The sequence below is a fragment of the Amycolatopsis sp. cg13 genome, assembly GCF_041346965.1.
Lineage (GTDB): Bacteria > Actinomycetota > Actinomycetes > Mycobacteriales > Pseudonocardiaceae > Amycolatopsis.
Genome location: NZ_CP166848.1, coordinates 6,176,713 through 6,199,863, shown reverse-complemented (window position 1 = coordinate 6,199,863; position 23,151 = coordinate 6,176,713). Strand labels below are relative to the sequence as shown.

Genomic DNA, 23,151 nt, shown 5'->3' with positions numbered 1-23,151 from the left:
ATTGTGCCGGTCCGGGGACCTGCGGCGACCCGCCGGATTGAGCCGATCCGCTCCCGGCGGATTGCGCCGGTCCGGGCACCTGCGACGACCCGCTGGCGTCCGCCAGTCCACTTGACTGCCTCGGCCCGTTGTCGCGCGGCGACCCGCCGGATCGAGGCGATCCGCTGGCCTGTGCCGACCCGGTGGATCGCGACGGTCCGCCACCACCGGCCAGCCCGCCTTCGGGCAATCCACCGCCGCTGGCCCGCCCGCCGGTATCCGCCGGTTCGTGCCTGTCCGACGGCCCGCCAGACTCGACCGGTCCGCTGGCACCTGCTGGTCCGTCGGGGTCCGCACGACGGCCGTCAAACCCCATGGCGCTGTTCGGGTCGTCAGGCATTTCAGGCTCCACCGGTGCTGGCCGAAGCATCGCCGGGCAAGTCCGACGCTGCCACGCTGCCAAGTACCCAACCCGTCAACGCCCGAAAACTCGCCCAGGCCAGTCGCGCGACCTTCACCTCCGCCGCAGCCGCCACCCGAGCCGTATCCGGCCCGTCGACACGCTCCTGTACGCAGAGCATGCGACGGAACGCACCAGGGCTCCGTCACCGCTCCACGACCAGCACCAGTACCACCAGGCGTGGCCCACACCCTGCATCCCGCCAGGGACCCACGCGCGCACCCGAGCCTGGCCGCCTGACCTGCCTACCGGCACGGCAATGGCCACGTCCGAATTTGGCTGATCCCGACACCGTCGCCATCCGATGCCTCAGCGCACCTCCCGCCCGCGCGGAAAGCCGTCCCGACATCCGGACGACCTCCACACGTTCGAGTGGAGAACATGGCACGGCACGCGCCGACTGGTTAGAGAAGTTTCATGCGTTTCCTCCCTAAGTTCCTTTCCGCGGCCCTCGCCGCCGGTCTCACCGTCACGAGTCTCTCGGCCACGACCGTCGCAGCAGCTCCGGCCGAGGCCTCACCACTGCGCTTCACCGCTGCCCACGGCACGTTCGCGGCATACGCACCGGGCGGCCAAGCCGTCACCTACCGCCCGGATCTCGTGCCCGCCGGGGCCAGGGCGCACGTCTCCGCCCTGTCCGGCAGTCGCGTAGGCACCACCACCGTGCTGGTGATCAGCGGCCTCCTGCCGCAGCACGAATACGGTGCACACGCGCACGTGAACTCCTGCGGCGCCACCGGTGACGCCGCGGGCGGACACTTCCAGCACGTGCCGGACCCGGTGAAGCCTTCGGTGGATCCGGCCTACGCCAACCCGCGCAACGAGATCTGGCTCGACTTCACCACCGACCGCTCAGGCATCGGTCATGCAACCTCCATTGTGGACTGGAAATTCGGTGGACGACGGGCGAAGTCCGTGGTGATCCACGAAACCCACACCCACACCAACCCCGGGCACGCCGGAACCGCGGGTGGACGGCTGGCCTGCCTGGACGTCGGCTTCTGAATCCGGAGCGGCGTCAGAATCCCCAGGACTTCTCGGGCACGATCCGGATCCGAACCGAGTAGTCGGCATCGAAGGCAGCCGGATCGGCGAAGCCGATACCCGCGTAATGCCGCTGGTACTTCGCCAGGTAGCCGGGCGCTTCAGAGGCCTTGGCCTCGTCGATGTGCGCACGCCCGTTGACGACGATGATGCTCCCGCCGTGGTCGTCGCTGTTCAGGTGGAAACTCACCTCCGGATTAGCGGCGAGATGCCGGAGTTTGGCCGTACCAGGCCGGCTGAAGACCACGATGTCTTCGCCGTCCAGGACAAACCAGACTGGCCTTGGCGCGGGGCGGCCGCTCGGAGTCACGGTGGTGAGCCATGCGACGGATTCGCCCGCGCGTTCAATGAGTTTCGGGTCGTGGGTGTAGGTCATGGTCGGATACCTCCTCGGTAGGTTTCCCAGGTAACCACGAGCCACCGACAGTTCCGTGCCAGCAGCCCGCACCGAGGACGTCTCGAGCCGTTTCCAGCCACTGCCCCTGAAACCAATTTTTCTTGCTGCAAAAGGGAAATCCCCCGATCCGAGATCAATCTTGATTCCCCGGATCGGGGGACTTCTCGCAAGTTCAGCGCGACGCGACGACCCGCGCGTACCGCGCCCCCGCCACGAGCAGGATCACACCAGCGCCGAGGAACGCGCCCACGCGCGCCAACCCGTCCAGCGCGGAAAGGTCGAACAACACGAGCTTGGCCACCGCAGCGGCCACCAGCACCAACCCGGTGATCCGCAGCGCGACCACCTCGATCCCGCGCAGGAGAAGGACGAACGCCACAACGGTCCAGGAAACCGTGACGAGCGTGTGCCCGACCAGGAATCCGACGCGCCCAGGGGCCACGAGCATGGACGCGGAGAGCACCAGCCCAGCAGCGCCGTAGAGCGCGAACCATCCCGCGGGCAGCCAAGGCGCAAGGCTGGCCGATTTCACCACGTTGAGCCGAATTGCCGCCCACGGCAACGCGATCGCGGCAGCGAGGAGAAGCACGGCCGAGACCAATGCGGCGAAAAGAAGATCCCGCGGGTGCCAATGCGGGACGATCAGCAGCGTCGGCGCCAGCTCCGTCCCGAGCACAGACAGCGCGCCGATCACCGCGAAGACGAGAGAACCGCCTAGCGCGAACCGGTTTCGAGTGAACTTCGCCGCGAACGCGAGCACGATCGATTCGCCAAGCAGGACGGCTCCGCCATCGAACTGCGTGACAGTCGCTTGCATCGCGGCTACCAGACCAGCGATTCCCGCGACAGTACCGGAATTCCCCCGCACGATGGGCCAGGTCGCGAGGAGCACGACCGCCGTTCCGCCCGCCAGAAGCACCGATTCCGGCCTGTGCAGCAACAACGCGGCGACGAGGACAGGCAGCGGAGCAACAGCGAGCACGGACAGCGAGTAAGGCTCGTTGTCGTTACGCCGCAACGTGATCAGCGCCGTCGCCGCACTGACGACACCGGCGGCGATCACTGCCCACACCGGCAAAGTGCGCAGCCCGATACCGATCAGCGCCGTTGTCAAGGGCGGAATGGCCGCAGTAAACGAAAGGGGCGACCATGACCGTCGAAGCTGGACAGGGACGGTCGCGATCTGGATCATGAGAAGGAACGTCACGAGTTCATAGGTGAAGCCCCAGGTGATCAGGGGCGCACACACTCCGCACCCTCCCACCACGGCAATCGCCAGGAGAGAGGAATCCCATTTGACCGCAAGCAAAAGCCCGCCCACCGCGATCGCCAAGCCGACCGCGAGCCCGGCGGGAACCGGCAGGAAATCGTACAAGGAGGTGGCAGCGACAGTATCTAGGTAGAGCGTCGCGATCCCAGTGGCGACAAGGGCGAACGCACCGGTGCGCGCGTTCGGCTTGCGGTGCAGCCAAGCACCCGCGCCGACCAGGATCCCGCCGAACGCAGCACCGACCGCCACCCGCGGCAACGGGGCGAGCCAGCCGCGCTGGATGGCCAGGATCAGCAGCAGGACGACCCCAAGCAGTGTCACCGCACCGCCGATCCATGCCAGCAGTCGCGAACCGGCACCTTCGCGGCCGAGTCGCTCACGGAGCGTCGGAGATGGGGTGTAGCGGTGGTAGCCGAAAGGCGGCTGAGCGAAGAGCGTCTGGCCATACGGCGTCTGCTGGGCGCTTGCGTGCGGATGCTCTTGGGCTGGCTGTCCGGCTGCGAGATCGTCCGGGGCCTGCTGTTCGGTGCCGGGTTGCGGTGCTGCCGGGTAGGGCGCGCCGGCCGTGGGTTGGGCGGAATACGGAGCTGCGTAAGGGTTGTGCGGGTAGTAGCCCGGGTGGGGGTGGTACGGCACACCGTGCGCGGCCGAGTAGGCCGGGTACAGGTACGGACCGCCCTGCGCAGCTGGGTGGCCCGGGGCGGGCGAGTGGCCTGGAGCAGCCGGGTAGCCCTGCGCGGCAGGGTGACCAGGTGCGGGAGGCTGGGCTGGCCCGGCGGAGCGGCTTGGCTCGGCGGCCTGGCGCTGTTCGGCGGGGCGGTCTGACTGGGCCGGCGCGCCTGGCTCGGCAGCCTGATCGAGCGCGGCCTCCTGGCCCTGCCCGGCCGCCTGGCCCTGTCCGGCGGGGCGGCCCTGTTTGGCAGCCTGGCCATGTGCGGCAGTGCGGCCTGACTCGGACGGGTCGCCCGACGCGGCAGCCTGACCCGGCGCGGCAACCTCGCCCTGCCCGGCGGGGCGGCCCTGCCCGGCGGGGCGGCCCTGCCCGGCGGGGCGGCCCTGTTTGGCAGCCTGGCCATGTGCGGCAGTGCGGCCTGACTCGGACGGGTCGCCCGACGCAGCGGCCTGATCCGGCGCAGCGGAAGCGCCTGCCGCGGCGGCTGAGCCCTCCGCGGCGTAGGCAGAGCTGACCGGCTGCGTGACGCCGGGCGGGTAGGCCGACTGCGCCGACTCCCCGGTCGACGCGGCTGGCTCGGCGTGGCCGGATGGCTGGCCCGGCGTCGGCTGGGGGGCCGCTGCGGCGCCCGGAGCGGGTGCCTCGGCGGGCGGGTCGGTAGCCGGCTCGGGGTGGAGGTGCACTGTGCGGAGTTCGGCGCCTACGTGGGTCAGGCGGCGGCCGAGGTCGTCCAGTTCGCCGGCCAGGCGGTGGAGCGTTTCAGCTTCCATGGTCATACCGGACAGCGTGGTCGAAACGGCGCGATGATCGGATCCGTAGCACTACTCAAACGCTGGACACGAGATGGTCTCGTCACCATGGAGCTGCCCGGATGCGTGTGCCGTACGTCACCGGCGACAATGGAAGCGTGACTGCCACGTTGAGCGCGCCCACGTTGAAGATCGGCCCCTACCAGGTCGATCCTCCCGTCGTGCTCGCTCCGATGGCCGGGATCACCAACGTGGCGTTCCGGCAGCTCTGCCAGGAGTACGGCGCGGGCATCTACGTGTGCGAGATGATCACCGCCCGCGCAGTCGTCGAGCGGCACCCCGGCACGATGCACATGATGACCTTCGGCGAGCACGAAAAGCCGAGGTCCATGCAGCTCTACGGGGTCGACCCGAAGACGATGGCCGAGGCGGTCCGGATCATCGTCGGCGAAGGCCTCGCCGACCACGTGGACAGCAACTTCGGGTGCCCTGTCGCGAAGGTTACGCGGAAGGGCGGCGGCGCGGCGCTGCCGTTCAAGCGGCGGCTGTTCGCGGACATCGTGCGCGAGTCGGCGAAGGCGGCGGCTGAGGGCGGAGTTCCGTTCACCGTGAAGTTCCGCGTCGGCATCGATGACGACCACCAGACGTTCCTCGACGCCGGACGCATCGCCGAAGCCGAGGGCGCGGCTGCCGTCAGCTTGCACGCTCGCACGGCCGCGCAGCGCTACTCCGGCCAGGCCGACTGGACCAAGATCGCTGCTCTCAAGGAGGCCGTCACCAGCATTCCGGTGCTGGGCAACGGCGACATCTTCTCCGCCGACGACGCCCTGCGCATGGTCAGCGAAACCGGATGCGACGGCGTCGTCGTCGGACGCGGCTGTCTGGGCCGGCCATGGCTGTTCGGCGAGCTGGAAGCCGCGTTCGCCGGGCGGCCGCTGCCGACTCCGCCGAACCTCGGCGAGGTCGCGAAGGTGCTCCGCCGCCATACCGAACTGCTCATCGAGCACGACGGCCACGACAAGGCGATGCGCGACATCCGCAAGCACATGGCCTGGTACCTGATGGGCTTCCCGGTCGGCTCCGAACTTCGCCGCAGTTTCGCCATGGTGACGAGCATGAACCAGCTCGACGACCTGATCGCGCAGCTGGACCACGACGCCCCGTTCCCGTCCGCCGCCACCGGGCCGCGCGGGCGGCAAGGCTCCCCGGGCAAGGTCACGCTGCCGCACGGCTGGCTCGACGACCCCGACGACGACTGCGTCCCCGAAGCCGAAGACATGCACTCCGGCGGCTGACGCTCGTCGAGTACCGGTCCCGTCGGCGCGCGACCGATGATTGTGCCGTCAGCCTGGCGCAGGTGCCGATTTAGGCTAGAGCGTCAGCGGCGACGATGGTTCCGTTGGGGTAAGGGTTCCTTCGGGCCTGGTGATCAGGCCGTCCGTTTGCACCGGTGCCAAAGCGGTGCGTTTGACGTGGCTGCTGGCGTACGGCGTCGTGGCCACGAGCCGATCGAGACCGCGAAGCTCTCCGGAGCACACGAGCCGGCGCGGTCAGCGCGCGCACGGCCGCGATCTACCGCCTCAAGGGCCTGATCGTTTCCGCTCCAGACGAGCCGCGGGCAGAGCGGGGCGACCACACCAGCGACTCCCAGATCGACTACTGCGCGAAGTTGCGTGACCAGCCCGCCCAGGCAGCACGGGTGATCGCTTCCGCTGGCGAGGGCAGGTTCCATCTGGCCGCAGTCGGCGAGCAGCAAACCGCTCCGGCGAAAGGGGTCTCCTGCCGCGAAGGCGAGCGCGTCCAAGCAGATACGAGCCTGGGGCGCAAAAACAAGCACTCGTTCGCCGAGCGGGGACGTTCGATCATTCGCCCAGTCCGATGCGTTCCCGCTCGGACAGCACGATCTCGAACAGCCTGCGGGCCACGACGCGACATAGCAACACCTACCCGCATTTTCAGACGCGACACACTAGCTCGGAATAGACATGATTCGATACGCTGCGGCCGAGGTATTCGCCACCTCGCCAACCACGGTGCCCACATAATTCGAGCACTGGTTGTCGGAGAAGAGTTCGAGCACTTTGCTGTCACCGTACCCGCGCGCCGCGGACCGCGCGGTCGTGATTCCGAGATACGCCACTGAACGACAGCCGCTGCCAGTCGGGACACTCACCTTTTCCCCAGCGAACTCGGTGGCGGAAAACAAGCAGTACCCGTCTTGCTGGCAGTGCGCGCTGACGTCGGCGAGAGCCGGAGATCCAGCCGAGATGCTCACAAGCAAGATCCCGGAAAGCATGGTGGCGACGGACGCCGACTTGAGCAGCATGAAATTTTCTCCAATGCTAGAATGGGCGGACACGAAGATTCTTGACGGTTGGCTTTGGCGAGCATTGAGTCAACAGGCGTCGCGCGAGTGAATAATTTCAGCGCGGCCACCGTGAGGAATTCTCCGCATGTCACGGGCACATTAGTTCGACTCCGCCGCGAAGACCTGGTGCAAGCGTGCCATGCTGAGACCGGTGTTCGCAATCGAATTGTTTACTCGGAAGGACGGCTGAGTACACGTGCACACGAAAACGGCCGGTCCCCATCTGTTCGGAACCGGCCGTTTTGTCGCGGTCACCCGGAGAGGGCGCCGCGGAGGCAGGGCTATTTCACCGGAAGGTCACGGCGGACTGAAGCGAGCAGTCCGACCGCGGGAAGCATGTTTCCGGCGATGCGGCGCTCCTCGGCTTCGCGCATGGTGTTCAGGGCGCCGGGAACTCGAGTGGCCGGCTCGGTCCAGACACCGCCGCGGCCATCGACGAGGCGCCACAGGATGCTCGTGTCCACCACGGTCAAGTCGGAACCGACGCGGCTCAGCGCTTCCAGCATCGCGGAGCCGCGCTGGAGGCGGTGGTGACCGCTGACCCACGCGTCGAGCAGGTTGTCGGCCGGGACGTCAGCCTCCATCAAGCCGGTGGCGACCAGCATCGCTCGATTGTCGTAGATGAAGTGCGCGGCGGCGGTGTCCACCCGTTCCCAGGCGAATTCCTCGATGATGATCTGGCCGCCCGGAGCCAGCAATGTGCCCGCGTGTGCCAGCAGGGCGTCGAGGTTCTCGGCGTGGTGCAGGGATCGGGTGAACAACACGACGTCGTATTCACCGGAGACGTCGCTGAGGTCCGAATGGAGGACGTTCACTCCGAGTTCTTTCGCCGCGGCCGCGGCATCGGCATCGCGGTCGACACCGGTGACCTCGTAGCCCAGGTCAGCCAAGGCTGCGGCCAAGGCGCCGCGGCCGCAACCTGCCTCAAGGATCCGCGCCGGAGCCGGCGGCAGCAGTGGCTTCAGATGAGTGAGCGTGTGGGGCACCGCGACAGTGGACAAATTCATTTGTCCAACTTTACAATGCGCCGGTCAGGTTCGGAAGATCGGCACGCAGGTGTTTCGACGGTGATTTGACAGAATTCGGAAGACACTGGCGCCACCGTGGAAAATCACGGCAGCATTCCGTGGGCTGAATTCATTTCGAATGCCGCTCCCGCGGCTCAGCCGAGCTCAGGAACTGTCGTGCACTGGGCAGATCCAGTGCGCCCTGTGCCCATTCCGCGAGGACGGCAAGATCCGCTTCAACCATTGTGCCCGCCCGCGCGGCCGGAAGCGCTCCCGCATACACGAGGCCCGAGGAGCCGTCCACGGTCACCACCTGGCCGCTCAACGCGGTCAACGTGCCGGATCCGCAGCCGACCACGCACGGCACGCCTAGTTCCCGGCAGACCACGGCCGCGTGCGACGTGCTGCCGCCGGATTCGGTGATCACCGCGCGCGCGAGGGACATGGCTGCGACATCGTCCGGCGCCGTCGTCCGGCGCGCCAGCACGACACTGACGCCTTCCTGGGATTTCCGTTGTGCGGCATCGGGATCGGCGACGACCACACCGACGCCGACGCCAGGACCAGCCGGTTTGCCCCGGGCCAGCACTTTCCCGTCAGTCGCCGAATCCGCACTGATGACCGGCCGCAGCAGCGCGTCGAGCTGCTCCGGCCGCACTCGCTCCAGCGCTTCGGCCCGGCTGATCATCCCCTCCCGCGCCATCGCCACCGCATGGCGGACCACCGCCTCCGGAGAACGTTTGGCCACCCGCGACTGCAGCAACCACAACGTGCCCGATTCGACGGTGAACTCGATATCCTGCACATCGCGGGAGTCCCGCTCCAGGACCCCGGCCCAGGCACGGAGTTCCTGGTACACCTCGGGCAGTTCGTCGCGCAGCTCACTGAGCGGGCGGGCGTCGACCCGGCCCGCCACGAGATCCTCCCCCTGTCCGCCGCGCAGCCACTCTCCGTAGAGGCCGGCATCGCCCGCGACCGGATCGCGGCTGAACACGACGCCGGTTCCCGAACGGTCGTCCCGGTTGCCGAACACCATCGCCTGCACGGTCACCGCGGTGCCGCCGTCGTCGCCAAGTCCGTGGTGGGCACGGTAGGCGACCGCACGTGGCGACATCCACGACTCCAGCACGGAGGTGATCGCGAGCCGCAGTTGCGCCCACGGGTCGGCCGGCGGTCGTTCGCCGACGACTTCCGCGAACTGTCCGGAGAATCTGCGCCGGGTGTCCGCGGCGTGCCGGCCGAGGGCCCGTTCCGCGTCCGCGGTCAAGCCGACATTGAGGACGGTGTCCATCATCCCGGGCATGCTGACCGCCGCCCCGGATCGCACCGAGACCAGCAACGGACGCGGTCCGCGGCCGAACGTCCGCCCCGTCGCCCGTTCCAGCCCGCGCACAAATTCCGGCAGCCCTTCCCAGACTCCCGCCGGCACCCGCCGCGAGTCCTGGTAGTACCGCCGGCAGACCTCGGTGGTGACCACGAATGCCGGTGGCGTCGGCACGCCGAGGGCGACGAACCGGTCGATGCCTGCGGCCTTGGCGCCGAGCACGTCGCGGTCGCCGCCGGCGGACCCGTTCAGCGACCGGAGGCCGTTCACTCCGCTCGTCCCGCGAGCGCCTCGTCCGCGCGGGCCAGTCCGGTCAGCCCGAGCAGTTCTTCGTGCAGTTCGAACCAGATCGTGTGGTAACTGTCGACCAGCGGGCTGGTCAGCCAAGCCCGCTCATTGCCTCGTACCTTGGCCAGCGCATGGGCGAGCCGATGCGGATAGGGCGCCAGCCGGGGCGCGAGACCGACGATCGCCGCCAGGTCAACGCGGGCGGCCTCGTGCAGGCCGGCCAGCCTTTCGATGACCTGTGCGTCATAGTCCGCGTCACCGTGGTCGTTGACCGTGGTGTCGTCGATCAGCTGCCAGTCGGTGAAAATCCGCTTGACGACGGCATTGTGCTCGACGAAACGGCCGTAGGCCGCGACGATGCCCGAGCGGTCCACTCGCTCCCGCTCCACGGCGAGCTGCCGGTCCAGCCGGTCGCGTCCAGCCGGGGTCAGGCGGAACCGTCCTTGTTCTTCGACGCACCACTCGCCCGCCGTCATGCTCCGCAAAATCTGCCGCAGCGCTTCGCCGCGGACGCCAGTCGCCGCGGCTATGTCCCGCTCCGCCGGACGGCCTTTGAGCTGCAGCACCCGCAGCACTCCCGTTTCCTCTGACATCGGCGTTCTCCACAGTCGTGCGGTCGGCGGCGGTCCACTCGTCGCCCGCGAACCCGCCGGCGACGAGTGGACCGCACAACAGCCAAAGCCATCACGAACGCGGTGCGGGAAAACGCCACGCGCCCGTGCGACTTATCGGCAACAAATTAGTTTTCAGTAAGGGCAGCTCATGTTTTACTCCTTAATAGTTGGGAGATGCCGGCTCAATGACTCCCCGCCGACAAAGAAAAGGCTAACAGGATCCGATAATCGCGGCAAGGTTTCGCGTCATTCGGGAACGGCTGATTTTGCCGATGCCGGTTTTGACGACATCTTCCTTGGCCACTGGGCAAACCCGACTCACCGTGAGGCCGAGCCGGTTCGCGACGTGGTCGACGACGCGCCAGTTCTCCAGATCCGAAGAATTCCCGGAACGGGGATGGAAAAAGACCGCCAGCCCATTGCCGGAACTGTCGGCGCCAGCGACCGTGAAGGATGGTTCGACAAAGTCGAGCTCCTCGACGGCGGCCTCGATCTCATGTCCGTAGCAGGCGGTGCCCGCGATTTCGATGACGTCGTCGGCCCGCCCGGTCACCGTGAGGGCTCCGGCCGAGACGAAGCCAAGGTCGCCGGTCTTGAACCAGCCGTCCTCGGTGAACGACTGACGGTTTTGTCTTTCGTTGCCGCGGTACCCCGGCGTCACCGGCGAGCCGGCGACTTGCACCCACCCCACCTCGCCGGTCTTTCTCAGCCTGCCGACATCGTCGACCACGCGCACGGAAACCCCTGGATGCGGTGTGCCGACGCTGACGAACCGATCGTCGTCGCCGCTTTCCCCGGCGGAAAACACGCAGTCGACCACGCCCGAAGACGTCTCCGACATGCCCCATCCCGGATGCATCGCGGTGGACGGCAGGCCGAAGGGCGCGAGCAGGTCGAGAAAACGCCGCGCCACCTTCGGCTTCACCGCCTCGCCGCCGTTCATGAGGTAGTCCAGCCCGCCGAGGTCCCAGTTCCGTCCCGCGATCCGTTCCGGCTGAGCGGCGACCAGGCCGAAGGCGTAGTTGGGCGCCCAGGTCGTATCGCAGCGGTGCTCGCTGATCAGGTCCAGCCAGCGCAGCGGATCCTCGAGCACCCAGGAAGTCCTGGCATGCACCTGGTGACACCCGAGCAGGACGTCCCTGGCGTGGAACATGATCAGGCCTCCCACGTGGTCGAGAGGCATCCAGTTGAAAGTCCGGTTGCGGTGGGACAGTTTCCGCGCGATGGCGGTCGCCCAAGACCTGCTCAGGATATTGCGCTGGGTCAGCATGACCGCCTTGGGCAGTCCGGTACTGCCGGAGGTGAGCAGCAACGCGGCCAGGTCCGCCGGACCCGCGGCGTGGAAGTCGCGCGCCGGAGCATCGGCACGGAGCCGAGCCGCCCCGCCGAGCCACCGCGGCGCCCCGGGATCCGCCGCGGAGACCAGCCACGGTTCGCCGCCGATCACGCGGATTCCGTCCCGCATCGCCGCCGCGGGAGACGAGCCGCCAGCAGGCGCGTCCGCGGCCAGCGGAACCGGGACGAATCCGCCGAGCTGACAGGCCCAGAACACCGCAAGCAGGTCGGGCTCGTCCCTGAGCTGGACGAGCACCCGGTCTCCCGCCGCGACGCCCTCGTCCCGCATTCCGCGCAAAATCCGCGCGGCGTCGAGCAACAAGTCCGCATAGGACAGAACACGATGCGGAACCGCACCGTGCCGGAAAACGATTTCGCCCGCGTCGGCCCTCCCCGCGGCCCGGATCAGCGTCTCCGCCAGGTTGCGGGCCGGCAGGTCCGGAAGCGGATCGCCGTGCAGCACGGCGAGGTCGCCGGCCATCAGTTCACGATCCCGAGCGCGAGCGGGAACCGCGGCGTGCCCCCGAGCAGGAAGGCACCCGCGGACTGCACGATCTGGTCCTGTGCCATGACGTGCTGGCACATCGTCTCCAGGTCCCGCAGCCAGCGATCCATCGGCGACGACCGGTAGATCGATCCGGTGGCCAGCAGGTCGTAGAGCTTTCGCACGACCGTGCGGGCCTGCCGCATCGCGGCCAGCCTGGTCAGCATCGTCTCGACTCGCTCGTCGGGAGTGAACTCGTCCAGCGTCGCGCCCGCTTCCATGCGCTCCCAGCGGTACGCGAGGCTCCGGTACACCCCGCGCCGGACGGCGGCGAGGTCCATCTCGCACTCGGCGATGGCGCACTGGACGCGATAGTCGTCCGCCCAGCGCTCACCGGTCATCCGGTTCTCTTTGCCGCGCACGACATCCCGTGCGTAATCCAGCGCGGCCCTGGCCACGCCCAGCGCCACCGCGGGCATCTTCCGCATGAGCGCGTCCGGCGCGGCCAGCGGTCCGGTCCGGGTCGGCTCGCCGAGGCTGAAGGTGTGTTCCTCCGGCACGAACACATCGCTGATGGTGTAGTCGACGCTGCCGCTGCCGGCCAGTCCGGTGGCGTGCCAGTTGTCGATCAGCTCGACCTCGCCGGGGCGCACCATCATGACGCGCCAGTACGGCTTTCCGCTCGCGGAACGCTCCAGCTCGCCGTCGGCGTGCACGAAAGCGCCCGCGGAAACCCAGTCGGCGTGCGCGATCCCGCTCGCGAAGGACCACCGGCCGCTGACCCGGTACCCGCCCGGCACCCGGTCCGCCCGGCCCATCGGCGGCAACATGCCCGCGGCGATCACGTCCAGTGCCGGGAACATCTCCCGGACCGCCGCGTCCGACAGCGCGTACAGCCCCGCGTCCATGCCGATCATCGCGCACCAGCCGGCGGACGTGTCCCCGGACGAAAGCACCTCGATCACTTCGACCTGCTGAGCGGACGTCAATCCGGGACCACCGAATTCCTTCGGGAAGCCCATCCGGAACACGCCGGTGCCCCGCAGGAGTTCCACCACCTCCGCCGGCAGTCCCCGGTGTTCTTCGATCTCCGCCGAATACGCGCGCAACCGCGGCACCACCGCCTTGGCCGCGGCGAAAATCTTTTGTGGAGTGTTCGGCACTTCGACCGTTGTCATTCGCCTGGACCTTTCCGTTCGCCTGCCGTGACCGGCTCGGCCCGGTTGAGCACCTCGACCGCCCCGGTGTTGCCGTCCACCCGGACCCGGTCACCGGTGCGCAGCGTCGTGGTCCCGTCTCCCGTACCGACGACGCAGGGAACGCCGACCTCGCGAGCGACCACCGCGGCGTGGCTGAGCAGCCCGCCGACATCCACGACCAAAGCGCCGGACAGGAACAGCACCGATGCCCAGCTCGGGTCCGTGGAGCGGCAGACCAGCACCTCGCCCTTCCGGACCTCGGCGAACGCGGCACTGTCCAGGACGCGGACCGTGCCTTCGGCGACGCCCCCGCTGGCTCCGATCCCGCGCACCGAGTCGCGTCCGGCCTCGGGCCGCCGCACCGCGACCGCCTCGAGCGGTGCCGGGTTTCCGCGCCAGCACGCCGGAAGCACCGCGGCCTGGAACGCCTCTCGCTGTGCACGCCGCTCGTCGACGATGTCGGCGGCTCCACGCGACGGCAGCTCGGCCAGTTCGTCCGCGGTGAAGTAGAAAACGTCCTCGGGGTCCGCCAGCACCCCGGCGTCCGCGAGGTGCGAACCCATCCGGCGGGCCGCGCCGCGCGCGACGTCCAGCGCCTGGAGAAAGGCCGCCTTGGCGACGCCGCGCAGCGGTATCCGGGACGCTGCCAGCGCGAGCACGAACCGCGCCGGAGCGCGCCGCAGCGGCGGCAGCGAGGCGATCAGTGCTCGTTCGGCTTCCCGCCGCTCCTCGGCACGCCGCACGGCGGCCGCCGCCGGATCCGCGTGCTCGTCGAGGGTCGCGTACTGCTCGGCCAGCTGGCGAACCGGAGCCGGGTCCTCCCGCCACGTCCGGCTGGACACCTCGCCCTCGTCGGGACCGTGGTAGCCGTGGCAGGCCAGGAACTCCGGCATCGTGATCTGGTCTCGCCCCAGCTTCCACAGGTCGTGGATCAGCTCCGTCTCGGCGTGGTCGCCCTGTCCGCCCACAACGGCGTTGGCCTGTTCCGCGGTCAGCTCCGCCCGGTCGATCAATGCGTTCAGCCGGTCGTAGACGGGCTGAACGCCGACAAACAGGCCGGCCGCCTGAACCCGGAGCATCTCGGTGAAAACGGCCCGCGCGTCGAGCAGCGAGGCCTGGGCAGCCGCCAGGTCGAGCGTGTCCAGCCGCCGCGTCCAGTGCTGCCACCAGCCCTTGACCGGCGCGGCACGGCTGAGCACATCGTTGCGGATCGTGGCTTGGGCGTAGGGCATCTTCACCGCGACCGCCGGCCAGCGGCGCCGGGTGCTGCGTGCCGGAATGCTCGCGGGCAGCTCGCCGAGGAACTGGCGGGCGATCGCGTCCGGCGCGCTGCCGGGCAGACTCGCGCCCATCCGGCAAAAGAAGTTCACGTTCAGCGCGCCACGCCCGTAGAACACCGAAATGAGCCGGTCTTCGACGCGATCGGGCAGGCGTACCTCGGCGCGGGGCAACGCGCCTACGCGCGCATAGCAGTCGCGGATGCCGACCTCCACTCCCGGCGCGCACAACGACCAGCTCAGCGGAGTGACGACACCGGGGAACGCTTCGCCGACGTTGGTCGTGCTCCAGAACGTGTCCGGATCGGAGCGGGAGTGCAGCGGACCTTGCGGCGGATCAAAAGGGGCCATCCGGGCACCAACTCCTAGTCGAGAATTCCGAGCACCAGCGGGTTCTGCGGGACGCCGCCGAGCAGAAACGCGCCGGCGGACTGGATAATCTGGTCCTGTGCCATGAAGTGCTGGCACATCGTTTCCGTGTCCCGCAGCCAGCGGTCTATCGGCGACGACCGGTAGATCGATCCGGTGGCCAGCAGGTCGTAGAGCTTTCGCACGATCGCCCGGCAACTGCGGAAGGCGTTCGCCCTCGCCAGCATCGTGTCGATCCGTTCCCCGCTGTCCAGGTCGGCCTGGGCCGCCCCGTCCGCCAGGCGGGCCCAACGGTGGTCGAGGCTGCGGTAGACGGCCCGCCGCGCGGCCGCGAACTCCATCTCGCACTCGCCGATCACGACCTGGACGCGGTAGTCGTCCGCCCATGGCTTCCCGGTCGCCCGGTTCACCGCGCTGGAGACCCGTTCCCGCACATGGTCGAGGGCGGCCCGAGCCGCGCCGAGCGGCACCCCTGGCATTTTGCGCATCTGCAGGTCGGGGGTCGAAAGCGGCCCGGTCCGCACGCGCGGTTCCCGGAAACTGAACGAGTGCGCGGCGGGCACGAAGACGTCGTGCGCGGTGTAGTCCATGCTGCCGGTGCCGGCCAGGCCGGTGGTCCGCCAGTTGTCGATCAGCGTCACTTCATGGGGCCGCACCAGCATGACGCGCCAGTCCGGCCCGCCGGCGGCGGTGCCGTCGCGCTCGCCGTTCGTGTACGTGTGCGCCCCGGCGAACACCCAGTCGGCGTGGGCGATCCCGCTGCCGAATCCCCAGCGGCCGCTCAGCCGGTAGCCGCCGGGGACGCGGTCCGCGCGACCGGCCGGGGCCAGCATGCCCGCGGTGCTCATGTCCAAGACCGGGAACATCTCGCGGACCGCGGACTCGGACAGGTAGTTGGCGAAAAGACCGCTGTCCATGCCGACCATGGCGCACCACCCGGCCGAAGTGTCCCCATAGGACAGTTCTTCCAGCACCCTCGTCTGCTCGGCCGCGGTCAGCTCCGGCCCGCCGAACTCCGCGGTGAAACCCATCCGGAAAACACCCGTGCCTCGCACCAGTTCCACGACGTCCGGGGGAAGCCGCCGGTCCTGCTCGATCCTCGCCGAACGCTCCCGCAGATCCGGCACGATCGCCCGGACAGCGGCCAGGATGCCTTCCGCCGTGTGCGGCACGGGTTCCGCGGTGTTCACTGTGGTCATGGCAGGCCGTCCCGGTTATTCGGTGATGCCCACGGCGAACGGGAACCGCGGCGTGCCGCCCAGCAGGTAAGCCCCCGCCGACTGCACGATCACGTCCTGGGCCATCACGTGCTGGCACATCGTGTTCAGGTCCCGCAGCCAGCGATCCATCGGCGACGGCTTGTAGATCGACGTGGTGGCCAGCAGGTCGTACAGCCTGCGGACGATGTCCAGCGCACCCCGGAACGCCTTGAGCGCCAGCAGCACCGTCTCTACCCGTTCCTCCGGGGTGAGATCGGCGTACGCGACGCCCGACTCGAGCCGGTCCCACTTGTGTTCGATGCTGCCGTACACCCCGTGCCGCATGGTGAGGAAGTCCGCCTCGCACGAGCCGAGTTCGAACTGGACGCGATAGTCGTCCGCCCACCGCTGGCCGGTCATCCGGTTCACCTTGGCGGCGGCCAGTTCTCGCACATAGTCCAGCGCGGCTCGCGCGGCGCCCAGCGGCACTCCCGGCATCTTGCGCATCAGCGCGTCCGGCGCGGACAGCGGGCCGCCGCGGCTCAACGGCTTGCCGAAGCTGAACGTGTGGTCCTCCGGCACGAACACGTCGTCGATCTCGTAGTCGACGCTGCCGCTGCCCGCCAAGCCCGTCGCGTGCCAGGTGTCGATCACCTTGACGTTTTCGGGCCGGACGAGCATCACCCGCCAGTTCGGGTTTCCGTGCTCATTGCGGTCCTGCTCCCCTTCGGTGTAAGTGAAAGCGCCCGCGGAAACCCAGTCCGCGTGCGTGACGCCGCTGCCGAGATTCCAGTGCCCGCTGAGCCGGTAACCCCCGGGAACCCGCTCGGCACGGCCGTTCGGATTGATCAGGCCCCCGGTGATCATGTCCGGCGAGGGAAACATTTCGCGGACCGCGGCCGGCGAAAGATAAGCGGAGTACAGCCCGCTGTCCATTCCGATCATGCCGCACCAGCCCGCGGCGGTGTCCCCATAGGACAGTGCCTCGATGACCCTGGTCTGCTCGGCGGAAGTGAGGCCGGCACCGCCGAACTCACTTCCGAACCCCATCCGGAACACGCCCGCGCCGCGCATCAGCTCCACGACATCCGCGGGCAGCCGCCGGTTCTGCTCGATCTCCACCGAACGGTCCCGCAATTCGGGGGCTATCGCCCGCACCGCGGCGAGGATCTCCTCGGCGGTGTTCGGCACCGCGCCGTTCGGCACGGCGGTATTCGGTTGCGGGGATTCGAGAATGGTCATCGATCGCGTCCTTGGTCTCGGTTGTGCGAATCAGGGGTTGAACGGAGAGCCCTCCCCGCGCTGCCAGCGCAGGGTGGTGGCGTTGTCGACCTGGACGACTCGCCGCACCGCGAAATGAATGGTCCGTCTCGCGCCGGGCCTCGACCGGTCGTGCCAATCGACGTGGCTTTCCCCGGTGAGGTGCAGCGTATTTCCCCGCTGCCAATCCAGGAAGAGCAATCCGCACCGGGAATCGAGTTCCAGATTGCCCAGCGTCATGTAGAACGAGTTGCCCCGGTAGTCCGGCCAGCTGAGCCGCCGGCTCCCGTCGACCGTGACGAACCCGGGTCGCCCGCCCCGATGGCTGGTGTCGGCCCCGTGTCCCGCGGCCTGGCTCGCGACGAAGAAGGTGTCCGCCGAGGCGATCCAATCCTGTTGCCGCGCGGTGAGTTCCGCCCCGGTGACCGCACGGGCGAGGGCGGGTTCCGCGTCGGCGGCGAATTCGCGTTTCTGGATGTACTTGGGACAGTTGCGCAATACCTGCTCGGTGCGCATCACCAAACCGGCTCCGTCGCGGTGGACCCGGCCGTTCGCCCGCACCCGCCGGCACCGGGACTGGTCGAGGGCGAGCATCCCGCAGTCTCGCGGCTCCTCGAACGCCGCGCGCAACGGGTCGCCGTCCGCGGGGAGGCCGGAGATCCGGATCGTCCGCTCGTCGGCCGGCGTCGCGAATCCCTTGGCACCGGACACCATCGTGGCCCAGACCAGGTCGTCGGCCACCGCGCCCAGCACGATCATCCGCCGGTCGGCGATGACCTCGGCGGGCCCGTCCCCGATCTCCGGGCCGAACATCGGCGAGCCGCGCCCGGGCCCGCCCTCGCCGACCCGCCTCTGCACTGCCTGCTCGCCCGCGTGCGCGCGGCCGGCGGCCAGCTCATTCATCGAGCAGATCCGGTTGCTCGTGAACGATTTCGTCCCACATCGGCTGGAAGCTGAACCAGGCGAGCTGCGGGTCGCCGAACCCGTCGCGGGCGAGCCGGGCCTGCCGCTCGGTCATCGTCTTCACCGGGCCCGCCGCGTTGGCGAGCAGTTGCACCTGGGCACAGCTGTCGTAGGTGAAGAACCAGTGCATCGCCTCCTCCAGCGAGCCGCCGACGGTGATCAGCCCGTGGTGGCGCAACAACATCGCCCGCTTGCCCGCGATCCGGTCGGCGATGTCCCGGCCCTGCTCCACGCTGATCGCCGGCCCGTCGTAATCGTCGTAGAGCACCTGATTGTCGTGGAAGGCGGCGGCTTCCTGGTCGATCGGCTCCAGCAGCCTGCCCAGCGCGCCGAGTGCGCGGCTGTGCGCGGTGTGGCCGTGCGCGATCCCGTCGGCACCGGGGCACCGCTGGTGGATCTGCGCGTGGATGGCGAACGCACTCGGGTTGACCCGGTGCTTGCCCGCGACGACGACGCCCCTGGCGTCCACGCAGATCAGGTCAGCCACCGTGACCCGCTTGAACGAAACGCCGAACGGGTTGACCCAGAACAGGTCCGGGTCTTCCGGGTCGCGCACCGAAATGTGCCCGGAGATCCCTTCGCCGAAGCCGTGCTTGCCGAACAGCCGGATCGCCGCGGCCAGCCGTTGCTTGCGGTAGCGCCGCTCGTCGTCGGCCGAGCCGAACACCGGCGGAGCGGGGATGGGCAGGCCGGTCTTGGTGTCGGCGAGGTGCGCCGACGGAGCCGCGTATTGCTCAAGCACAGTTTCCTTCTCTCCGCCGGGACTGCTCGGCGAGAACATCGGTGACGATGTCGTGGCAGCGGTCGACCAGTGACGGGACTCCGAAAGTGAAGAAGAACGTCCCGCCCGCGAGGTCGCCGATCGCGTAGATGCCGGGGTTGGCGAGGCTGGTCCCGACCAGCCTGCTGGTAGCGGTGTCGACGCACAGACCGCCGTCGGGATGCGGGATGGCCAGGCGTTCCTCGAACAGCGAGTTGATCAGCCGGCGCGCGCCCGTCCCGATGCGGTGCGCCGGTGCGTTGACGCCGTTGACTACGTGGCGGACCCCGAATTCGGCGCTGTCGGTGGTGATGGCGAACCCGCCCGCCGCCGAAGCGGCGACGTTCCGGACCCCGCCGGACACCGTCAGCTGACCGGCGTCGATCAGCCGCAGGAGGGTCTTCGCGCTGCGCGGCGGCATCGGGCAGCACAGGCTCATCATCGTCCGGAAATGCGGCCCGAGCACATGCTGCCGGACGCCTTCGGGCAGCAACGGCCACAGGTCCGGACCACACACGTGCACTGCCTGCTGCAGCACCCGCAGCCCGACCCGGCGGCAGCCGACATCGGCCAGCTGACGGCGCAGCCGCACCGCCGGCAGCTCCTCGCGAATCCCCGAAATCTCCTGCCAGACCTCGTCGAGGTCGGCACCCGCCTCGGCCAGCTCGATCCGGAGCAACTCGATCGCCGCGGACAGCTCGAGCCGCTGATGCCGCCCGGCCAGTTCGTGCAGCTTCGCGGGCACGAAGTGCTTTAACTCGTAGGAGATCGGTTTCTGCCGCACGGCGGGCAGCACTCCGCGGCGGGACAGCAGGGTGAGCCGCCCTCGGTGCCCGCGCGCCTCGAGCGCGGCCAAGACGTCCACCGCGGTCAAGCCCGTTCCGATGACGCCCACGCTGTCGTCCGGGTCGATCGCGGACAGGCTCGACGAGACTGGATACGGCTCGCCGACGAAGTTCTCTTTGCCCGCCAATCCGTACGTGTCCCTCGGCTTGCCGCCGCCGACCGCGAGCACCGCGTGATCGCACCGGACGTGCGGGCCTTTCCTGGTCCGCAGGACGATCTGGCCGCCATGACACCGCGCGCCCACCACAGCGTCGCGGACGACGGCCACCCGCCACCCCCGTGCCCGGAGCCGTGCGATCCCGTCGCGCGCGGTGGCCTCGAGATACTCGCCGTACACCGTGCGCGGCGCGAACTCGGCGGTATGGCCCCCTGCTGCCATCCACCGCGCGTAGTGGCCCGGATCCCGGTGCCGCACCGACATGTCCTCGGCCGGCGAATTGACCCGGATCACCTCGGCGTCCCGCTGGTACGCCCGCCCTCGCCACAGTTGCGGCGAAGGGTCGAACACAGTCAGTTCGCCAGCGGGGTGAGCGGACTGCGCGAGCGCGTCGACGATGCACACTGAGGACGCGCCCGCGCCGACAATCGCGATCTTCACCGTCCACCCCCTCCTGCCGCCGCTGCGCGGCCGGCCCGGTCAGCTGTGCTGTTCACACGCCTTCTTGATCTCGGCCAGCGTCGACTCCATCGAGTGCTGCAGGTGGTTCCTGCGGTTCCGCACGTTGTCCAGTCGCTCGTTCTCGGCGACCTCCTCGAGCAACATGCGGTAGAAGGGACCGACCAGTTTCATCGTGTGGCTCTGCGTCAGCACGCAGCCGGAGCCGTCCTCCCGGATGGTGAAGGTCCAGGTCTGGTCTCCCGGCTGCGAGCCGCCGACCCACTGGGTGTCCGGCCCGGGCCGGCCGGCGCAGAAAGCAAGGACGGTGAACCCGAACTCGCGGGCCGGCGTGGCCGCGATGACCTCGCACTCGCTGGTCCATTCCGCCTCGTCCTCGCGATTGAAACCGTGGAAACGGGAGCCGGCCCGCCCGGGCGGGCCGCTCAGCCACTCGCCGCCGCGGCATTCCGGGGACCACTCTCCCATTCTGGTGATATCGCTTACCATTTCGTAAACCCGCTCGGCAGAGCAGTCGATGGCGACCGAGGCGGTCAGCTCCCAGGACGCCGCGAAGGCGTCAGTCAGCTCGTCTGTCATGCTCATGATGATTTCCTTTGTGCTCGAAACTACGACGTCACAGCATTTCGAACGCGACTCCGGGACGGCCCGAAAACCGCGGCGCGACCTCCATCGAAAATTTTCGCAGCATCGCTTCGACCTCGTCCGGCGTCGTGCCGAGGTGATCGAGATAGACGCGGTGGGCAAGCAAGGATTGGACACCGCTTTCGAACCATTCGCCGGTGTCGACGGCGTGGGTGTTGTCCGGCGAGCCGAGCAGCGCCAGGTAACGCACGCCCGCCCACGGCTCCTCGGCCAGATCACGGAACACCCAGCCGTTCGCCGCGTCCCGGACCGCGTCGATTCCGGCCTGCCCCACCGCGCGATGGTCGGACATGTTGAGCATGCCGTTGCCGCTGAATTCCCGATGGCTGCCGATCACGACCAATTCGGGCCGGTGCTCCCGGATCGCCCGCGCGATGTCCCGGCGGAGCCCGAGTCCGTATTCGATCATTCCGTCGGGATAATCCAAGAATTCCACGACGGAAACACCGACGACCGCGGCCGCGGCGATCTGCTCCTCGACCCGGATTTTCCCGGCCTGTTCCGGCGGCAAACCGCCCAGTCCCGCTTCGCCGCGACTGGCGATCAGATACACCACTTCTTTGCCCTGCGCGGTCCAGCGGGCAATCGGGGCGGCACCCGGATATTCGACATCATCGGGGTGCGCGACCACCACCAACGCGGAATTCCAATCCTCGGGAAACTCGATGAGATCCACTCGCATTTTGTAACACATTCCCCTCGCGCTCGACCAGGTGTGCAGATAAATGCGCACCGGTTCACTTCTTCGGCATTCGGCGAACTGTCAGGCCGCCGCCGCGCGCACCGCCGCCGACCACAACGCCACGGCTTCGTCGATCTGTTCGGCCGTCACCACGAGGGCGGGGATCATCCGGACCACGTTGCCGTAGGCGCCACAGGTCAGCAGCAGCAACCCGAGATCGGCCGCGGCGCGCTGAACCCGTTGCGCGGCACCAGGATCGGGTGCTCCGTCCGGTCCGCAAAACTCGTTGCCGACCATCAGGCCGAGCCCGCGCACGTCGGCGAGACCCGGGGTGCCCTCAGCCACCTCCCGCAATCCGGCCAGCAGCCGCTGGCCCTGCTCCGCGGCGTTGCGTACCAGGCCCTCGTCCCGGATGACGTCCAGGGTCGCCAGCGCGGCGGCGCACGACACGGCATTGCCGCCGTAGGTGCCCCCTTGGGAACCCGGCCAGGCACGGGCCATGAGCGCGGCGGGCGCCGCGATGGCGGACAACGGAAATCCGCTGGCGAGTCCTTTCGCGGTGATCAGGATGTCCGGCACGCTCCGGGAGCCATGCTGGTGCGCCCAGAACTCGCCGGTCCGGCCGAACCCGCTCTGCACCTCGTCGACGACCAGCAGCATGCCGTGCCGGTCGGCTCGCTCGCGCAGCCCGTCGAGGAATCCCGGCGGAGCGGGCACATAGCCGCCCTCTCCGAGTACCGGCTCGACGAAAATGGCTGCTGTCTCTTCGGGAGCGCTCGTGGTCGCGAGCACGTGGTCCACGCCCGCCAGCGCGTGGTCGACCGCCTGGTCCTCGGACATCCCGAGCCGGAAGGCATACGGGAACGGCGCGACGGCGACGCCGGACATCAACGGACCGATGCCGGCCCGAAATCGCGTGCCGGCCGTTGTCAGCGCGGCGGCCCCCATAGTCCGTCCGTGGAACGAGCCGTCGAAGACGATGACGTTCTGGCGGGAGGTCGCATGCCGCGCCAGCCGCAGTGCCGCCTCGACCGCTTCGCTGCCGGAACTGACGTAGAACAAAGTGTCCAGTCCCGCGGGCAGCACCTCGCCGAGCCGCTCGGTCAAGGTCAGCAACGGCTCGTGGAGAACCGTCGTGTATTGCCCGTGCACCAGTGTCGCGGCCTGCCGTTGGGTGGCCTCCACCACTCGCGGGTGGCAGTGCCCGGTGCTGGTCACCCCGACTCCCGCGGTGAAGTCGAGGTAGCGGCGGCCGGCGGCGTCGAAGAGGTGGACGCCCGCGCCGCGTACCGCGACGACGGGCGTGGCTTGCTTCAGGATCGGGGACAGCTGCGACATGAATC

General features: G+C 68.8%; 19 protein-coding genes. 2 read left to right on the top strand and 17 right to left on the bottom strand.

Going from position 1 to position 23,151, the window contains the following annotated elements:
- Positions 1 to 856: 856 nt before the first annotated feature.
- Complete coding sequence (locus tag AB5I40_RS28855; protein ID WP_370933325.1) at positions 857 to 1,444, top strand: superoxide dismutase; 588 nt, start codon at positions 857 to 859, stop codon at positions 1,442 to 1,444.
- 13 nt (positions 1,445 to 1,457) lie between these two features.
- Here the strand turns inward: AB5I40_RS28855 and AB5I40_RS28850 are convergent, their stop codons facing one another.
- Both AB5I40_RS28850 and AB5I40_RS28845 read right to left on the bottom strand, forming a co-directional pair.
- A complete protein-coding gene (locus AB5I40_RS28850; RefSeq protein ID WP_370933323.1) occupies positions 1,458 to 1,859 on the bottom strand; it encodes a TIGR03667 family PPOX class F420-dependent oxidoreductase in 402 nt (133 codons plus the stop codon).
- 193 nt (positions 1,860 to 2,052) lie between these two features.
- Positions 2,053 to 4,599: a DUF2339 domain-containing protein gene (locus AB5I40_RS28845; protein ID WP_370933321.1), complete on the bottom strand. Its 2,547-nt coding sequence runs from the start codon at positions 4,597 to 4,599 to the stop codon at positions 2,053 to 2,055.
- Positions 4,600 to 4,694: 95 nt separating this feature from the next.
- Here AB5I40_RS28845 and dusB point away from each other — a divergent pair, with 95 nt between their 5' ends.
- Complete coding sequence (dusB, locus tag AB5I40_RS28840) at positions 4,695 to 5,867, top strand: tRNA dihydrouridine synthase DusB (RefSeq protein ID WP_370933320.1); 1,173 nt, start codon at positions 4,695 to 4,697, stop codon at positions 5,865 to 5,867.
- A gap of 674 nt (positions 5,868 to 6,541) precedes the next feature.
- On the opposite strand, the gene AB5I40_RS28835 is transcribed toward dusB, so the two are convergent.
- The 15 genes from AB5I40_RS28835 to AB5I40_RS28765 all read right to left on the bottom strand — a co-directional run bounded on the left by AB5I40_RS28835 (position 6,542) and on the right by AB5I40_RS28765 (position 23,146).
- Positions 6,542 to 6,898, bottom strand: coding sequence for a hypothetical protein (locus AB5I40_RS28835; protein ID WP_370933318.1), 357 nt, complete (start codon positions 6,896 to 6,898; stop codon positions 6,542 to 6,544).
- Positions 6,899 to 7,221: 323 nt separating this feature from the next.
- Positions 7,222 to 7,947, bottom strand: a complete 726-nt coding sequence (locus tag AB5I40_RS28830) for a class I SAM-dependent methyltransferase (RefSeq protein ID WP_370933316.1) — start codon at positions 7,945 to 7,947, stop codon at positions 7,222 to 7,224.
- Between the two features lie 130 nt (positions 7,948 to 8,077).
- On the bottom strand, positions 8,078 to 9,541 hold the full coding sequence (locus tag AB5I40_RS28825; protein WP_370933315.1) for a pyruvate, phosphate dikinase: 1,464 nt from the start codon (positions 9,539 to 9,541) through the stop codon (positions 8,078 to 8,080).
- A complete protein-coding gene (locus AB5I40_RS28820; RefSeq protein ID WP_370933313.1) occupies positions 9,538 to 10,152 on the bottom strand; it encodes a hypothetical protein in 615 nt (204 codons plus the stop codon). The genes AB5I40_RS28825 and AB5I40_RS28820 overlap by 4 nt, the downstream gene beginning before the upstream one ends.
- Before the next feature lie 232 nt (positions 10,153 to 10,384).
- Complete coding sequence (locus tag AB5I40_RS28815) at positions 10,385 to 11,989, bottom strand: AMP-binding protein (protein WP_370933311.1); 1,605 nt, start codon at positions 11,987 to 11,989, stop codon at positions 10,385 to 10,387.
- Positions 11,989 to 13,170 carry an acyl-CoA dehydrogenase family protein gene (locus AB5I40_RS28810; protein WP_370933309.1) on the bottom strand — a complete coding sequence of 394 codons (1,182 nt, stop codon included), beginning with the start codon at positions 13,168 to 13,170 and terminating at the stop codon, positions 11,989 to 11,991. Before AB5I40_RS28810 ends, AB5I40_RS28815 begins: the two co-directional genes overlap by 1 nt.
- The gene (locus AB5I40_RS28805; RefSeq protein WP_370933308.1) at positions 13,167 to 14,819 is read right to left on the bottom strand and encodes a PEP-utilizing enzyme; all 1,653 of its coding nucleotides are present in this window, start codon (positions 14,817 to 14,819) and stop codon (positions 13,167 to 13,169) included. The genes AB5I40_RS28810 and AB5I40_RS28805 overlap by 4 nt, the downstream gene beginning before the upstream one ends.
- A 14-nt stretch (positions 14,820 to 14,833) precedes the next feature.
- Positions 14,834 to 16,036: an acyl-CoA dehydrogenase family protein gene (locus AB5I40_RS28800; protein WP_370933306.1), complete on the bottom strand. Its 1,203-nt coding sequence runs from the start codon at positions 16,034 to 16,036 to the stop codon at positions 14,834 to 14,836.
- A 15-nt stretch (positions 16,037 to 16,051) separates the two neighbouring features.
- Complete coding sequence (locus tag AB5I40_RS28795) at positions 16,052 to 17,278, bottom strand: acyl-CoA dehydrogenase family protein (protein WP_370933304.1); 1,227 nt, start codon at positions 17,276 to 17,278, stop codon at positions 16,052 to 16,054.
- A 30-nt stretch (positions 17,279 to 17,308) separates the two neighbouring features.
- Positions 17,309 to 18,199 (bottom strand): pyridoxamine 5'-phosphate oxidase family protein, encoded by an 891-nt coding sequence (locus AB5I40_RS28790; RefSeq protein WP_370933302.1) that lies wholly within the window; start codon positions 18,197 to 18,199, stop codon positions 17,309 to 17,311.
- A complete protein-coding gene (locus tag AB5I40_RS28785) occupies positions 18,192 to 19,001 on the bottom strand; it encodes a class II aldolase/adducin family protein (RefSeq protein ID WP_370933300.1) in 810 nt (269 codons plus the stop codon). Before AB5I40_RS28785 ends, AB5I40_RS28790 begins: the two co-directional genes overlap by 8 nt.
- The gene (locus AB5I40_RS28780; protein WP_370933298.1) at positions 18,994 to 20,463 is read right to left on the bottom strand and encodes an FAD/NAD(P)-binding protein; all 1,470 of its coding nucleotides are present in this window, start codon (positions 20,461 to 20,463) and stop codon (positions 18,994 to 18,996) included. Before AB5I40_RS28780 ends, AB5I40_RS28785 begins: the two co-directional genes overlap by 8 nt.
- Before the next feature lie 39 nt (positions 20,464 to 20,502).
- Positions 20,503 to 21,066 (bottom strand): SRPBCC family protein, encoded by a 564-nt coding sequence (locus AB5I40_RS28775; RefSeq protein WP_370933296.1) that lies wholly within the window; start codon positions 21,064 to 21,066, stop codon positions 20,503 to 20,505.
- 31 nt (positions 21,067 to 21,097) lie between these two features.
- Complete coding sequence (locus AB5I40_RS28770) at positions 21,098 to 21,802, bottom strand: PIG-L deacetylase family protein (protein ID WP_370933295.1); 705 nt, start codon at positions 21,800 to 21,802, stop codon at positions 21,098 to 21,100.
- 87 nt (positions 21,803 to 21,889) lie between these two features.
- Positions 21,890 to 23,146 (bottom strand): aspartate aminotransferase family protein, encoded by a 1,257-nt coding sequence (locus AB5I40_RS28765; RefSeq protein WP_370933293.1) that lies wholly within the window; start codon positions 23,144 to 23,146, stop codon positions 21,890 to 21,892.
- Positions 23,147 to 23,151 lie beyond the last annotated feature (5 nt).

Bases quoted from the DNA above. Each gene is read 5' to 3' on its own strand.
- AB5I40_RS28855 (WP_370933325.1), top strand. From the start codon at position 857: ATGCGTTTCCTCCCTAAGTTCCTTTCCGCGGCCCTCGCCGCCGGTCTC.
- AB5I40_RS28850 (WP_370933323.1), bottom strand. From the start codon at position 1,859: ATGACCTACACCCACGACCCGAAACTCATTGAACGCGCGGGCGAATCC.
- AB5I40_RS28845 (WP_370933321.1), bottom strand. From the start codon at position 4,599: ATGACCATGGAAGCTGAAACGCTCCACCGCCTGGCCGGCGAACTGGAC.
- dusB (WP_370933320.1), top strand. From the start codon at position 4,695: ATGCGTGTGCCGTACGTCACCGGCGACAATGGAAGCGTGACTGCCACG.
- AB5I40_RS28835 (WP_370933318.1), bottom strand. From the start codon at position 6,898: ATGCTGCTCAAGTCGGCGTCCGTCGCCACCATGCTTTCCGGGATCTTG.
- AB5I40_RS28830 (WP_370933316.1), bottom strand. From the start codon at position 7,947: ATGAATTTGTCCACTGTCGCGGTGCCCCACACGCTCACTCATCTGAAG.
- AB5I40_RS28820 (WP_370933313.1), bottom strand. From the start codon at position 10,152: ATGTCAGAGGAAACGGGAGTGCTGCGGGTGCTGCAGCTCAAAGGCCGT.
- AB5I40_RS28815 (WP_370933311.1), bottom strand. From the start codon at position 11,989: ATGGCCGGCGACCTCGCCGTGCTGCACGGCGATCCGCTTCCGGACCTG.
- AB5I40_RS28810 (WP_370933309.1), bottom strand. From the start codon at position 13,170: ATGACAACGGTCGAAGTGCCGAACACTCCACAAAAGATTTTCGCCGCG.
- AB5I40_RS28805 (WP_370933308.1), bottom strand. From the start codon at position 14,819: ATGGCCCCTTTTGATCCGCCGCAAGGTCCGCTGCACTCCCGCTCCGAT.
- AB5I40_RS28800 (WP_370933306.1), bottom strand. From the start codon at position 16,036: ATGACCACAGTGAACACCGCGGAACCCGTGCCGCACACGGCGGAAGGC.
- AB5I40_RS28795 (WP_370933304.1), bottom strand. From the start codon at position 17,278: ATGACCATTCTCGAATCCCCGCAACCGAATACCGCCGTGCCGAACGGC.
- AB5I40_RS28790 (WP_370933302.1), bottom strand. From the start codon at position 18,199: ATGAATGAGCTGGCCGCCGGCCGCGCGCACGCGGGCGAGCAGGCAGTG.
- AB5I40_RS28775 (WP_370933296.1), bottom strand. From the start codon at position 21,066: ATGAGCATGACAGACGAGCTGACTGACGCCTTCGCGGCGTCCTGGGAG.
- AB5I40_RS28765 (WP_370933293.1), bottom strand. From the start codon at position 23,146: ATGTCGCAGCTGTCCCCGATCCTGAAGCAAGCCACGCCCGTCGTCGCG.